Source organism: Herbaspirillum sp. UBA812 (assembly GCF_002296545.1).
Lineage (GTDB): Bacteria > Pseudomonadota > Gammaproteobacteria > Burkholderiales > Burkholderiaceae_D > Herbaspirillum > Herbaspirillum huttiense.
Genome location: NZ_DBIC01000049.1, coordinates 1 through 12307, shown reverse-complemented (window position 1 = coordinate 12307; position 12307 = coordinate 1). Strand labels below are relative to the sequence as shown.

Sequence of the window (12307 nt, the reverse complement as noted above, 5' to 3'; positions counted from 1 at the left end):
AAGATGTCCAAGTCCAAGGGCAACGTGGTCGCCCCGCAGAAGGTCTCGGATTCGCTGGGCGCGGAAATCCTGCGCCTATGGGTGGCGTCGACCGACTACTCGGGCGAGCTGTCGATCTCGGACGAGATCCTCAAGCGCGTGGTGGAAGCCTACCGCCGCATCCGCAACACCCTGCGCTTCCTGCTGGCCAACACCTCCGACTTCGACCCGGCACAACACGCCGTGCCGGTGGCCGAGATGCTGGAAATCGACCGCTATGCGATCGCCAACATGGCGCGTCTGCAGGCGGAGGTGCTGGCGCACTTCGAGACCTATGAATTCCACCCGGTGGTGGCCAAGCTGCAGATGTACTGCTCGGAAGACCTGGGCGGCTTCTACCTGGACATCCTGAAGGACCGCCTCTACACCAGCGGCGTGGAGTCGGCCGCACGCCGCTCGGCCCAGACCGCCGTGTGGCACATCACGCAGTCGCTGTTGCGCCTGATGGCACCGATCCTGTCCTTCACGGCCGAAGAAGCCTGGCGCTTCTTTGCCGGCAAGGACGCCTTCGAGGCCAGCGGCGAAACCATCTTCTCGCAGGTCTATTACGCCCTGCCGGAAGTGGCCGATAGCGCTGCCCTGCTGGACAAGTTCGCGGTGCTGCACGAAGTGCGCGCAGCGGTCACCAAGCAACTGGAAGAAGTGCGTATCGCCGGCAGCATCGGTTCCTCCCTGCAGGCGGAGGTGGAACTGAAGGTCGCCGGCGACAAGGCGGTCCTGCTGGAAAGCCTGGGCGATGACCTCAAGTTCGTCCTCATCACCTCGGCTGCCCGCGTCACCCCGGTGGCCACGGTGGAAGAGGAAGCGGTGGTGGTCACGCCGTCGGCGCATCAGAAATGCGAACGTTGCTGGCACTATCGCGCCGATGTCGGGTCTCATGCCGATCATCCGGGCCTGTGCGGTCGCTGCTACAGCAACCTGTTCGGCCAGGGCGAAAAGCGCCTGTTCGCCTGATCCGGGCGGGACGGCCTTGCTAGCGGCCCGCTGCACTTGAATGCAGCGGGCCGTCCACTCCAACAAGAACATCCATGGCAACCAAAAAACGCTCCTCCTCTTCCGGTTCTTCGTCCACCACCCAAGGGCTGCTGCCCTGGCTGGGCATCGCCACCATCGTGCTGCTGCTGGACCAGCTCACCAAGATCACCATCCTGAAACTGTTCCACTATGGCGAGTCGGTGCCGGTGACCGGTTTCTTCAACCTGGTGCTGGTCTACAACAAGGGCGCGGCCTTCAGTTTCCTGGCCGCCAGCGGTGGCTGGCAGCGTTATCTGTTCACCGCCATCGGCATCGGTGCGGCGGTGTTCATCATCCACCTGCTGCGCAAGCATCCCGGCCAACGCATGTTCTGCTGGGCCCTGGCGCTGATCCTGGGCGGCGCGATCGGTAACGTGATCGACCGCGTGGTGTATGGTCACGTGATCGACTTCCTCGACGTCTATGTCGGCAACTGGCACTGGCCGGCGTTCAACCTGGCCGATAGTGCGATCTGCGTGGGTGCGGTATTGTTCGTCGTGGACGAACTGCGCCGCGTCTCCAAGAAGTAAGGCAAGTCCACACGTCCGCAAGTCTGAACACGCCTGCGGTACGCCGCATTCCGGGAGCAAACAATGGATCTGGCTGGCAAGAAAATCGTATTGGGCCTGACCGGCGGCGTGGCCTGCTACAAGGCCGCCATGCTGGCGCGCGAACTGGGCCGCGCCGGTGCCACGGTGCACGTGGTGATGACCGAGGCGGCCACGCACTTCATGACCGCCGTCACCATGCAGGCACTGACCGGCAACCCGGTCTATACCGACCAATGGGATGCGCGCATGGACAACAACATGCCTCACATCAATCTCACCCGCGATGCCGATGCGGTCGTCATCGTGCCCTGCTCCACCGATTTCATCGCCAAGCTGGCCCACGGGCATTGCGACGACCTGCTCTCGACCCTGTGCGTGGCGCGTCCGGCGCGGGTACCCCTGATGGTGGCCCCGGCCATGAACGTGGAGATGTGGCAGAACCCGGCCACCCAGCGCAACGTGCGCCAGATCCGCGAAGACGGCATCCTGCTGCTGGGCCCGGATGCGGGCGCGCAAGCCTGTGGCGAGGTCGGCGAAGGCCGCATGCTGGAGCCGGCACAATTGCTGGAAGAGATCGTCGCAGCTTTCCAGCCCAAGCTGCTGGCGGGCCGCCGCGTGCTGCTCACGGCCGGGCCGACCTTCGAACCGATCGACCCGGTGCGCGGCATCACCAATCTGTCTTCCGGCAAGATGGGCTACGCGATTGCGCGAGCTGCGCGCGAAGCGGGCGCGGAAGTCACCCTGATCTCCGGCCCGACGGCGCTGGAGACGCCTTACGGCGTGCAGCGCGTGGATGTGCAGACGGCCCTGCAGATGCATGAGGCGGTGTTGGCCCATGTGAAGGAAAAAGACCTGTTCGTCGCCGTTGCGGCCGTCGCTGATTGGCGCGTGGCCAATGCCAGCGAACAGAAACTGAAGAAACAGGACGAACACGACACCCCGCAGCTGGAGTTCGTCCAGAACCCCGACATCCTGGCCACCGTCGCCGCCCTGCCCCAGCGTCCCTATTGCGTGGGCTTTGCGGCCGAATCGGAGAACCTGGAGCAATACGGTGCGGCCAAGCGCATCCGCAAGAACATTCCGCTGTTGGTCGGCAATATCGGCCACCAGACCTTTGGCCGCGATGACAACGCGCTCATGCTGTTCGACGCCCAGGGCCACAGCGCCCTGCCCCGTGCGGACAAGCAGACCCTGGCCCGCCAGCTGGTACGCGAGATCGCGCGCCGCATGGCGGCCTGACGGTGCACGGCCCGCCTCTTGCGGGCCGTGTCTTTTGTACGTTTCCGTACGTTTTGTATTTGAATCCGATTACGCATCATGAAGACCATCGACATCAAGATCCTCGACCCCCGCATGAAAGACCAACTGCCTGCCTACGCCACCCCTGGCAGCGCCGGCCTGGACCTGCGGGCCTGCATCGATGCGCCGCTGACCCTGGCGCCGGGTTCCACGCACCTGATCCCGACCGGACTGGCGATCCACCTGGCCGATCCGAATTACGCGGCCGTGATCCTGCCGCGTAGCGGTATGGGGCACAAGCATGGGATCGTGCTGGGCAACCTGGTCGGGCTGATCGATTCGGATTACCAGGGCCAGTTGATGATCTCGACGTGGAACCGCGGCAGTACCGAGTTTGTCCTAAACCCCATGGAACGCCTGGCGCAGCTGGTGATCGTGCCGGTACTGCAGGTCGGCTTCAATGTGGTAGATGAATTCGACAGCAGCGAACGCGGCGCCGGTGGTTTCGGCAGCACAGGCAAACACTGATGGAGAACCGCATGCTCGTATCCCCCCTGCCCCAGTGGCAGAAACTGAAAACCCTCGCCGTCCTGGCACCGCTGGCCTTCCTGGCCGCCTGCGCCACCCAGGAACCCGGTCCGGTCACCACTACGCCGTCCAAACCGGTGACCACGACGACCCAGGCCCCGCGTCCGGTGGCCGACAATCCCCAGCAGGCACAATTGCGCGAACTGATCGCGCAGCAGGACCGGCTCTACCGCGTCGCTGCGCCGCTGTTGACCAGCAACGCCCAGCTCTGCCGTGGCAATGCCCGCAACCTGCTGGGCTTCACCGCCAAGAACCGTTATTCCTTCCCCATCGAATATGCAGAAACCGCGCGTAGCCTGGGCTACGACGACCGCCTGCAGGTCACCGGCGTGCTGCCCGGGAGCGGTGCTGCCCAGGCTGGCATTCAGCGGGGCGACTTCCTGATCTCGGTGGCAGGCAAGCCGATGCCGCAAGGCACCGATGCCGAACGCCAGGCCGCCGTGCTGCTGAGCCCGCTGGTGGTCAAGAAGGCCCCGATTGCGCTGGGCGTGCAGCGCAACGGCCAGAACACCACCGTCAATGTGCCGCTGACCTTCGCCTGCGCCTTCAGCATCGAGCTGGGCAATGCCGACAACGTCAACACCTATGCCGATGGCCGCCGCGTACTCATAACCCGCGGCATGCTCAAGTTCACCCAGTCCGATGATGAACTGGCCTACCTGATCGCCAAGGAGATGGCGCACAATATCCTCGGCCACGCCATCCGCCAGCGCATGGTCTCGACGATTGCCGAAGTGATCGACAACCTGCTGCTGCCGCATCCGGACCCGACCACCACGGCCGGCACTGCCGGTATCCGGGTCTATCCGCAGGACCTGGATGCGGCTGCCGATACGCTCTCGCTGTACCTGCTGGCGCGCGCCGGCTACAGCATCGACAACGTGCCGGCGTTCTGGAAGCGCCTGGCCGACCAGTATCCGGCCAGCGTGCCCAACGGCTACACGGCGCTGCATCCGGCTACCGCTTATCGCCTCTCGATGATCGACAAGGTCACGCAGATCGTGAAGGCCAAGCAGGAGGCGGGCAAGCCGCTGGTGCCGTAAAAGTGGTGATATGAAGTATTGGACGTGAAGACGGCGCGGTGAAAACCGCGCCGTTTTTGTTTGCGTAATGAAAGTGAAGCAAGCTGCAAAACAAAAGGCCACGCCGGTTTCCCGACGTGGCCTTGATGGCTTGCCTGATGCGGCTTATTCGACTTCGAGCTTCTCTTGCGGCTCTTCCGGCGGGGACGAATCGTCGCCCTCGGGGAAGTCCAGCTTGATCTGCTCCTTGTCGTCCATCTCCACCGTCACGCGGCCACCGCTGACCAGCTTGCCAAACAGCAGTTCGTCGGCCAGTGCCTTGCGGATCAGGTCCTGGATCAGGCGCGACATCGGACGTGCACCCATCAACGGATCGAAGCCCTTCTTGCCCAGGAACTTGCGCAGGTTGTCCGAGAAGACGGCTTCCACCTTCTTCTCGTGGAGCTGCTCTTCCAGCTGCATCAGGAACTTGTCGACCACGCGCAGGATGATCTCCTCGTCCAGCGGGCGGAAGCTGATGATGGCATCCAGACGGTTGCGGAACTCCGGGGTGAACATGCGCTTGATGTCCGCCATTTCGTCGCCGGCTTCCTTCTTCTCGGTGAAGCCGATGGTGCGCTTCTGCAGGCTCTCGGCCCCCGCGTTGGTGGTCATGATGATGATCACGTTGCGGAAGTCGGTCTTGCGGCCGTTGTTGTCGGTCAGCGTGCCATGGTCCATCACCTGCAACAGGATGTTGAAGATGTCGGGGTGCGCCTTCTCGATTTCATCGAGCAGCAGCACGGCGTGCGGCTTCTTGTTGACGGCTTCGGTCAAGAGGCCGCCCTGGTCGAAACCGACATAGCCCGGGGGCGCGCCGATCAGGCGGCTCACGGCATGGCGCTCCATGTATTCGGACATGTCGAACCGTACCAGCTCGATGCCGAGGATGAAGGCCAGCTGCTTGGCCACTTCGGTCTTGCCCACGCCGGTCGGACCGGAGAACAGGAAGGAGCCGATCGGCTTGTCGGTCTTGCCCAGGCCGGCTCGTGCCATCTTGATGGCCGAGGCCAGTGCTTCGATGGCCGGATCCTGGCCGAACACCACGTTCTTCAGGTCGCGATCGATGGTCTGCAGCTTGGCGCGATCATCCTGGTTCACGGACTGCGGCGGGATGCGGGCGATCTTGGAAATGATTTCCTCGATTTCCGGCTTGCCGATAGTCTTCTTCTGCTTGGACTTGGGCAGGATGCGCTGGGCAGCACCGGCTTCGTCGATCACGTCGATGGCCTTGTCGGGCAGGTGACGGTCATTGATGAAGCGCGCCGCCAGCTCCGCAGCCGAGGTCAGGGCCGAAGCAGAATACTTCACACCGTGGTGTTCCTCGAACTTGGACTTCAGGCCGCGCAGGATCTGCACGGTCTGCTCCACGGTCGGTTCGTTCACATCGATCTTCTGGAAGCGACGCGACAGCGCGTGATCCTTCTCGAAGACGCCACGGAATTCGGTGTAGGTGGTCGCGCCGATGCACTTCAACTGGCCGCTCGAGAGCGCAGGCTTCAACAGGTTGGATGCATCCAGCGTGCCGCCCGAAGCCGAACCCGCACCGATGATGGTGTGGATTTCGTCGATGAAGAGGATGCCGTTGGGGCTGTCCTTCAATTGCTTCAACACCGCCTTCAGACGCTGCTCGAAATCGCCACGGTACTTGGTACCGGCCAGCAGCGCGCCCATGTCCAGCGAATAGACGACGGCATTCTTGAGGATCTCGGGCACGTCGCCTTGCGTCACACGCCAGGCCAGGCCTTCGGCGATGGCGGTCTTGCCGACACCGGCTTCGCCCACCAGCAGCGGATTGTTCTTGCGGCGGCGGCACAGGGTCTGGATGACGCGCTCGACCTCGGAATCGCGGCCGATCAGCGGATCGATCTTGCCTTCGGCGGCCGCCTTGTTCAGGTTCTGGGTGAACTGGTCCAGCGGGCTTTCCTTCTGCTGGCCTTCGGCTTGCACGTCTTCCGCGCCTTCCGGAGCCTTCTGCGGATCGGCCTGCTGATCCTTACGCACACCGTGCGAGATGAAGTTGACCACATCCAGACGGGTCACGCCCTGCTGATGCAGGTAGTAGACCGCGTGCGAATCCTTCTCGCCGAAGATGGCCACCAGCACGTTGGCGCCGGTAACTTCCTTCTTGCCGTTGGAGGCCGACTGCACGTGCATGATGGCGCGCTGGATCACGCGCTGGAAGCCCAGCGTGGGCTGGGTATCCACCTCATTGGTGCCGGGGACCGTGGGCGTATTGTCGGTGATGAAATTGGTCAGCGTCTTGCGCAGATCATCAATGTTCACCGAGCAGGCGCGCAGCACTTCGGCCGCCGAAGGATTGTCCAGCAGCGCGAGCAGCAAGTGTTCCACGGTAATGAATTCATGACGCGATTGTCTGGCTTCGACAAAGGCCATGTGCAAACTGACTTCGAGTTCCTGCGCAATCATGCTTCCTCCATCACGCATTGCAGGGGGTGCCCTGCTTTTCGAGCGTGGGTTAAAACGAGTTCCACTTTTGTGGATGCGATATCTTTGGGATACACACCACACATTCCCTTCCCATCGCGGTGAACCTTGAGCATGATCTGCGTCGCGGTTTCACGGTCCTTGTTGAAGTACTGCTGGATGACTGCGACGACGAATTCCATCGGCGTATAGTCATCGTTCAACAATAAAACCTGGTACATCGGGGGCGGCTTGAGTTTTGCCTCCTGCCGTTCCAGGACTGTACCGCCATCATTTTCGTGCTTGGTTGCCATGCGTTTATTCGACCATCAAAGCTGTGCAACGCACAATGATCACGTAACCTCTAGATGAGATAGATATTACTTGTTTTCCGGACCTTGCGCAGATGACGATGATTTATCCTAAATCAAGGGTTTCTTTCCCCATCGCTCAAACAGGGCCACAAAGCGGAATGTGAAAACTGCTTGACTTTTGCATTTCGACCGAGAACAATGGAATTCATTGATTAGTAGTTACCAAATGTAACAACTCGTCGATACGATAAGGGGGCAGGTTTAAGGGGGGCTGCGTGACGCGCGATGCTTCTTGCTTTGACGGCTCGTGTGAATAGTTAATTTTGAAAGATGCTTTTATGGCAACAGGTACTGTCAAGTGGTTCAATGATTCCAAAGGCTTTGGCTTTATCACTCCGGATGACGGCGGCGAAGATCTGTTCGCTCACTTCTCCGCAATCCAGATGAACGGCTTCAAGACCCTGAAAGAAGGTCAAAAAGTCCAGTTTGACGTTACGCAAGGCCCCAAAGGCAAGCAAGCTTCGAACATCCAGAACGCCGCTTAAACCCCGGTTTCTCTAAAAGCCCCGCTCTTGCGGGGCTTTTTTCATTGGTGCACTGGAAATCAATTCGCCCCCGCGCCAACAAAAAACAGCCGGACGAAGCCGGCTGTTTGTTGTTTTTCCGTCATTATCTTCAGCAAAACAAGTTGCGGAAGCAGTATGGCGGGCTTACATGTTTTCGATCAGCGCTTCACCGAAACCGGAGCAGGAAACCTGCGTGGCGCCTTCCAGCAAACGCGCGAAATCATAGGTCACGCGCTTGGCCGAGACCGACTTCTGCATGGCCGTGATGATCAGGTCCGCTGCCTCGATCCAACCCATGTGGCGCAGCATCATTTCTGCCGAAAGAATGCTGGAACCGGGGTTCACATAATCCTTGCCGGCATACTTCGGTGCAGTGCCATGGGTGGCTTCGAACACCGCCACCGAATCGGACATGTTGGCGCCCGGAGCAATGCCGATACCGCCGACCTGGGCCGCCACGGCGTCGGAAATGTAGTCGCCGTTCAGGTTCATGGTGGCGATGACGCTGTATTCCGCCGGCCGCATCAGCACCTGCTGGAAGAAGGCATCGGTAATGGCATCCTTGATGACGATCTGGCGGCCGGTCTTGGGGTTCTTCAGACGCATCCACGGGCCGTCGTCGATCAGCTCGGCCCCGAATTCGCGGCCGGCCAGCGCATACCCCCAGTCACGGAAAGCACCCTCGGTGTACTTCATGATGTTGCCCTTGTGGACCAGCGTCACCGAAGGCTTGTCGTGGTCGATGGCGTACTGGATGGCCTTGCGCACCAGGCGCTCAGTGCCTTCGCGCGAGACCGGCTTGATGCCCAGCGCCGAGGTCTCCGGGAAGCGCAGTTTCTTGACACCCATCTCGCGCGTCAGCAGCTCGATCAGTTTCTTCACTTCCGGGGTGCCGGCCTGCCATTCGATGCCGGCGTAGATGTCTTCGGAGTTCTCGCGGAAGATCACCATGTCGGTCTTCTCGGGCTCCTTCAGCGGCGACGGCACGCCCTTGAAGTAACGCACCGGGCGCAGGCAGACGTAGAGGTCCAGCTGCTGGCGCATGGTCACGTTCAAGGAACGGATGCCGCCACCGACCGGCGTGGACAGCGGCCCCTTGATCGACACCAGGTACTCCTTGAGCACCTCCAGCGTTTCCTCGGGCAGCCAGGTATCGGCCCCATAGAGCTTGGTCGACTTCTCGCCTGCATAGATTTCCATCCAGTGGATCTTGCGCGCACCGCCGTAGGCCTTCTCCACCGCGGCATCGACCACCTTGAGCATCACCGGCGTGACGTCCACGCCCACGCCATCGCCCATGATGAAGGGAATGATGGGGTTGTTGGGGACATTGAGGGTGTCATCGGCATTGGCGGTGATCTTGCGCCCTTCTGCAGGCACTTGGATATGTTGGTACGACATCGTGGTCTCCGACGGTTGAGGCGGTAGCGTTAGGAAGCATCAGCGGCAAGGCCCATGCAGATCGGCAAGGACCTTGCATGAATTGCCATGCAAGCGGGGAATTTTAAGAGATTTCCGGGTTTTCAGCCGGGAAAATTCCGGATTGCAATCAGCAAGTCTTATATAAGACATAGGACTTATCGAATTGATTATGCATCAGGATTTTACGCAAGGCCATCTTTTTGCGACACTAGCGCATGCCTTTGATCCTCTTCAACAAACCCTTCGGCGTGATGAGCCAGTTCTCCGCCCATCCCGAGCGCCAGACGCTGGCCGATTACCTCGACCTTCCCGACATCTACCCTGCAGGCCGTCTCGATGCCGACAGTGAAGGCCTGCTGCTGCTCACCGATGACGGCAAGCTGCAGCACGCCATCGCCCATCCGCGCCGCAAGCAGCCCAAGACCTACCTGGCACAGGTGGAAGGCCTGGCCACGCCGGAAGCGTTGCAACGCCTGCGCAATCCGCTGGATCTGGGCGACTTCGTCACCCAACCCGGAGAGGCCCGCTTGATCCAGGAGCCGGCCTGGATGTGGCCGCGCACCCCGCCCATTCGCCAGCGTGCCAACCAGCCCACCAGTTGGATCGCCCTGACCATCAGCGAAGGCAAGAACCGCCAGGTGCGCCGCATGACCGCTGCAGTGGGTCTGCCGACGCTGCGACTGGTGCGCATTGCCATCGGCCCGTTCTCGCTGGCGACCCATCCGGTGATGCCCGGAGAATGGCGCGAAGTCGATCCACAGGAGCTCGATGCCTGAGCGCTGCGTGAACAATCTGACAAGGTTTGAAGCACTCAAGGCTGCACACTTCTTCCCGAAACCTCATAAAAAAGATCCGAAATGGTGTCAACCTTCATACGCGCGCGCCGTTATTGGCAGTGATTCGCACGAATCATCGTTTGCCTCACATCCCTAACATGTTGAATTGAAGGACGCAAAATGAAAAAATTGATCGCCGCTCTGATCGCTGGTCTGTTCGCCACTGCTGCTTTCGCACAAGCTCCGGCCGCTCCGGAAGCGCCGAAGGCTGAAGCCGCTGCTCCGAAGGCAAAGAAGGCCAAGAAGGCAAAGAAGGCCAAGAAGGCAAAGAAGGCAGCTGAAGCTAAGTAATTAGCGTCCGCACTCAAAAAAGGCAGGCTGGTCCTGCCTTTTTTCATGTCCGCGCGGTTCAGGCGACGCGCCCCGCAGCCATCCACGCCGGCCAGCGCCCCGCTCCCGCTGCACACGCCCCGCCCCGCTGCTGCTATCCTGCCCGATCCGAATCCCGATTGATAAAGAACATGCGCCAATCTTCACTTTCCCGACTTTCCCGTTGCTTCATGCTCAGCGCCGTCGCCCTGCTGGCTGTCGGCTGCCTGTCCACCGCCGGCGCGCAGACGCCGCAGGTGCGCAAATTTCCGACCACCCAGCTCAATATCGGCATCCACCTGATCAAGGCCGAAGTGGCCCAGACCGAAGCCGAGCGCGAGCAAGGCCTGATGTTCCGCGAGAAGATGGGCGACAACGAGGGCATGCTGTTCCTGTTCGGCCAGCCGGCCGGGGTCTGCATGTGGATGAAAAATACGCTGATCCCGCTGTCGGTGGCCTTCATGGACGAAAAAGGCGTCATCATCAACATCGAGGAAATGAAGGAACAGACCCTGGATTCGCACTGTGCCAAGCGCGCGGCGGTCTATGCGCTGGAGATGAACAAGGGCTGGTTCAAGCAGAAGAACATCAAGCCCGGCACCAGGATCGAGGGATTGCCCCAATAAGGCATCCGGGCTGCAGCGTCTCGCTGTGGCCCGTTATCTCGCCAGCGACATACTGGAGACGGCCGTGGAAAACCGTCGCCCAAACGCAAAAAACCGCTTGAAATCAAGCGGTTTTCTTGTACTGCAGCCTGAAGCGGGCCAGGCCGCACTTCAGTTCAAGCCAGGATGCAATTAAGCAGCCAGGGCCTTCAGGGCAGCAGCCAGGCGGCTCTTGTGGCGAGCGGCCTTGTTCTTGTGAATGATCTTCTTGTCGGCGATGCTGTCGATGGTCGACACGGAAGATTGGAACACGGAGGTTGCTGCAGCCTTGTCGCCGGCGGCGATCGCCTTGCGAACTGCCTTGATTGCGGTGCGCAGGGTCGAGCGCTGGCTCGAGTTGTGAGCGTTTTGCTTGACTGCTTGACGAGCACGCTTACGTGCCTGTGCGGTATTTGCCATGAAAATTATCCTAAATCGAGAGTCGTTTGCGCCGCAAACCCCGAGGACTCGCGATGCCAAATTCTGTAAAGCATCGGATTATAACGAGATTCCCGTGACAAGGCAATCAACTTGTCTGCTTCTGCTGTAAACACGGTGCCATCCGTTGCGATGCCACCGCACTCATCCCGATTTCCGCAAAGAAATTCATGCCTGCCGCCGAACCTGTGGCCAAGGCAGCGAGTCTATTGCGCCGTGCAGCAGGGGGATTGTCTTTTCCTTCATATCGCCTCCGAACCACCCGTGTCCGGGCCTGCCCGCCCCCTGTCGTGCTCCCGCACCAATCCTTGCCACTCCAGCAAAAGCACCGCTGCCCACCGCTATAATGCCGCTCCATGAATCTGCATAAAACCCTCGCCGCCATCTCCGGCATGACGATGCTCTCGCGCATCACCGGGCTGGCCCGGGAAATCCTGTTCGCCCGCGCCTTCGGCGCTTCGGCCTACACCGACGCCTTCAACATCGCCTTCCGCATTCCCAACCTGCTGCGCCGGCTCTTCGCCGAAGGCGCGTTCTCGCAGGCCTTCGTGCCCATCCTGGCTGAATACAAGAACCGCCGCGGCCCCGAGGAAACCAAACACCTGGTGGACCATGTGGCCACGGCACTGATGTGGGTCATGCTGATCACCTGCGTGGCCGGCATCGTTGCCACCCCGTTCGTGGTCTATTTCATCGCCACCGGCCTGCAATACAACCCGGAGGCCTTCCAGGCCTCGGTGCTGATGACCCGGATCATGTTCCCGTACATCGGCTTCATGGCCTTCGTGGCGCTGGCCGGCGGCATCCTCAATACCTGGAAGGAATTCAAGATCCCGGCGGTCACCTCGGTGCTGCTCAA

The 12307-nt window shown here is 60.8% G+C and carries 14 protein-coding genes; 10 read left to right on the top strand and 4 right to left on the bottom strand.

From position 1 onward, the window contains the following. The 5 genes from B3873_RS02945 to B3873_RS02925 all read left to right on the top strand — a co-directional run. A partial coding sequence (locus tag B3873_RS02945) for a class I tRNA ligase family protein (protein WP_286863941.1) occupies positions 1–993 on the top strand: 993 nt, incomplete at its 5' end. Positions 994–1067: 74 nt separating this feature from the next. Continuing rightward, positions 1068–1583 carry a signal peptidase II gene (gene lspA, locus B3873_RS02940; protein ID WP_039788672.1) on the top strand — a complete coding sequence of 172 codons (516 nt, stop codon included), beginning with the start codon at positions 1068–1070 and terminating at the stop codon, positions 1581–1583. A 63-nt stretch (positions 1584–1646) separates the two neighbouring features. Continuing rightward, positions 1647–2843: a bifunctional phosphopantothenoylcysteine decarboxylase/phosphopantothenate--cysteine ligase CoaBC gene (gene coaBC, locus B3873_RS02935; protein WP_286863940.1), complete on the top strand. Its 1197-nt coding sequence runs from the start codon at positions 1647–1649 to the stop codon at positions 2841–2843. Between the two features lie 78 nt (positions 2844–2921). Continuing rightward, positions 2922–3371 (top strand): dUTP diphosphatase, encoded by a 450-nt coding sequence (gene dut / locus B3873_RS02930; protein ID WP_034330145.1) that lies wholly within the window; start codon positions 2922–2924, stop codon positions 3369–3371. A gap of 11 nt (positions 3372–3382) precedes the next feature. Continuing rightward, the gene (locus B3873_RS02925; protein WP_199725002.1) at positions 3383–4474 is read left to right on the top strand and encodes a M48 family metallopeptidase; all 1092 of its coding nucleotides are present in this window, start codon (positions 3383–3385) and stop codon (positions 4472–4474) included. Between the two features lie 144 nt (positions 4475–4618). On the opposite strand, the gene clpA is transcribed toward B3873_RS02925, so the two are convergent. Together clpA and clpS are read right to left on the bottom strand one after the other, a co-directional pair. Beyond that, a complete protein-coding gene (gene clpA / locus B3873_RS02920; protein ID WP_039788676.1) occupies positions 4619–6922 on the bottom strand; it encodes an ATP-dependent Clp protease ATP-binding subunit ClpA in 2304 nt (767 codons plus the stop codon). After that, entirely contained in the window at positions 6919–7233 is a 315-nt protein-coding gene (gene clpS, locus B3873_RS02915; protein ID WP_034330154.1) for an ATP-dependent Clp protease adapter ClpS, read from the bottom strand. Before clpS ends, clpA begins: the two co-directional genes overlap by 4 nt. A 338-nt stretch (positions 7234–7571) precedes the next feature. Between clpS and cspE the strand changes: the two genes are divergently transcribed. Further along, the gene (gene cspE / locus B3873_RS02910; protein ID WP_006463169.1) at positions 7572–7778 is read left to right on the top strand and encodes a transcription antiterminator/RNA stability regulator CspE; all 207 of its coding nucleotides are present in this window, start codon (positions 7572–7574) and stop codon (positions 7776–7778) included. Positions 7779–7943: 165 nt separating this feature from the next. On the opposite strand, the gene icd is transcribed toward cspE, so the two are convergent. Next, positions 7944–9200 carry an NADP-dependent isocitrate dehydrogenase gene (icd, locus tag B3873_RS02905; protein WP_286863936.1) on the bottom strand — a complete coding sequence of 419 codons (1257 nt, stop codon included), beginning with the start codon at positions 9198–9200 and terminating at the stop codon, positions 7944–7946. Positions 9201–9436: 236 nt separating this feature from the next. Here icd and B3873_RS02900 point away from each other — a divergent pair, with 236 nt between their 5' ends. The 3 genes from B3873_RS02900 to B3873_RS02890 all read left to right on the top strand — a co-directional run bounded on the left by B3873_RS02900 (position 9437) and on the right by B3873_RS02890 (position 10992). Beyond that, positions 9437–9997 (top strand): pseudouridine synthase, encoded by a 561-nt coding sequence (locus B3873_RS02900; protein WP_276844133.1) that lies wholly within the window; start codon positions 9437–9439, stop codon positions 9995–9997. A 180-nt stretch (positions 9998–10177) separates the two neighbouring features. Then, on the top strand, positions 10178–10348 hold the full coding sequence (locus B3873_RS02895; protein WP_006463172.1) for a hypothetical protein: 171 nt from the start codon (positions 10178–10180) through the stop codon (positions 10346–10348). A gap of 170 nt (positions 10349–10518) precedes the next feature. Next, the gene (locus tag B3873_RS02890) at positions 10519–10992 is read left to right on the top strand and encodes a DUF192 domain-containing protein (RefSeq protein WP_286863935.1); all 474 of its coding nucleotides are present in this window, start codon (positions 10519–10521) and stop codon (positions 10990–10992) included. 171 nt (positions 10993–11163) lie between these two features. On the opposite strand, the gene rpsT is transcribed toward B3873_RS02890, so the two are convergent. After that, on the bottom strand, positions 11164–11430 hold the full coding sequence (gene rpsT / locus B3873_RS02885) for a 30S ribosomal protein S20 (RefSeq protein WP_006463174.1): 267 nt from the start codon (positions 11428–11430) through the stop codon (positions 11164–11166). Positions 11431–11804: 374 nt separating this feature from the next. Between rpsT and murJ the strand changes: the two genes are divergently transcribed. Beyond that, the coding region (gene murJ / locus B3873_RS02880; protein ID WP_286863929.1) for a murein biosynthesis integral membrane protein MurJ at positions 11805–12307 on the top strand (503 nt) is incomplete at its 3' end.

Bases quoted from the DNA above. Each gene is read 5' to 3' on its own strand.
- cspE (WP_006463169.1), top strand. From the start codon at position 7,572: ATGGCAACAGGTACTGTCAAGTGGTTCAATGATTCCAAAGGCTTTGGC.
- B3873_RS02895 (WP_006463172.1), top strand. From the start codon at position 10,178: ATGAAAAAATTGATCGCCGCTCTGATCGCTGGTCTGTTCGCCACTGCT.
- B3873_RS02925 (WP_199725002.1), top strand. From the start codon at position 3,383: ATGCTCGTATCCCCCCTGCCCCAGTGGCAGAAACTGAAAACCCTCGCC.
- lspA (WP_039788672.1), top strand. From the start codon at position 1,068: ATGGCAACCAAAAAACGCTCCTCCTCTTCCGGTTCTTCGTCCACCACC.
- icd (WP_286863936.1), bottom strand. From the start codon at position 9,200: ATGTCGTACCAACATATCCAAGTGCCTGCAGAAGGGCGCAAGATCACC.
- dut (WP_034330145.1), top strand. From the start codon at position 2,922: ATGAAGACCATCGACATCAAGATCCTCGACCCCCGCATGAAAGACCAA.
- B3873_RS02890 (WP_286863935.1), top strand. From the start codon at position 10,519: ATGCGCCAATCTTCACTTTCCCGACTTTCCCGTTGCTTCATGCTCAGC.
- clpA (WP_039788676.1), bottom strand. From the start codon at position 6,922: ATGATTGCGCAGGAACTCGAAGTCAGTTTGCACATGGCCTTTGTCGAA.
- clpS (WP_034330154.1), bottom strand. From the start codon at position 7,233: ATGGCAACCAAGCACGAAAATGATGGCGGTACAGTCCTGGAACGGCAG.
- coaBC (WP_286863940.1), top strand. From the start codon at position 1,647: ATGGATCTGGCTGGCAAGAAAATCGTATTGGGCCTGACCGGCGGCGTG.
- rpsT (WP_006463174.1), bottom strand. From the start codon at position 11,430: ATGGCAAATACCGCACAGGCACGTAAGCGTGCTCGTCAAGCAGTCAAG.
- B3873_RS02900 (WP_276844133.1), top strand. From the start codon at position 9,437: ATGCCTTTGATCCTCTTCAACAAACCCTTCGGCGTGATGAGCCAGTTC.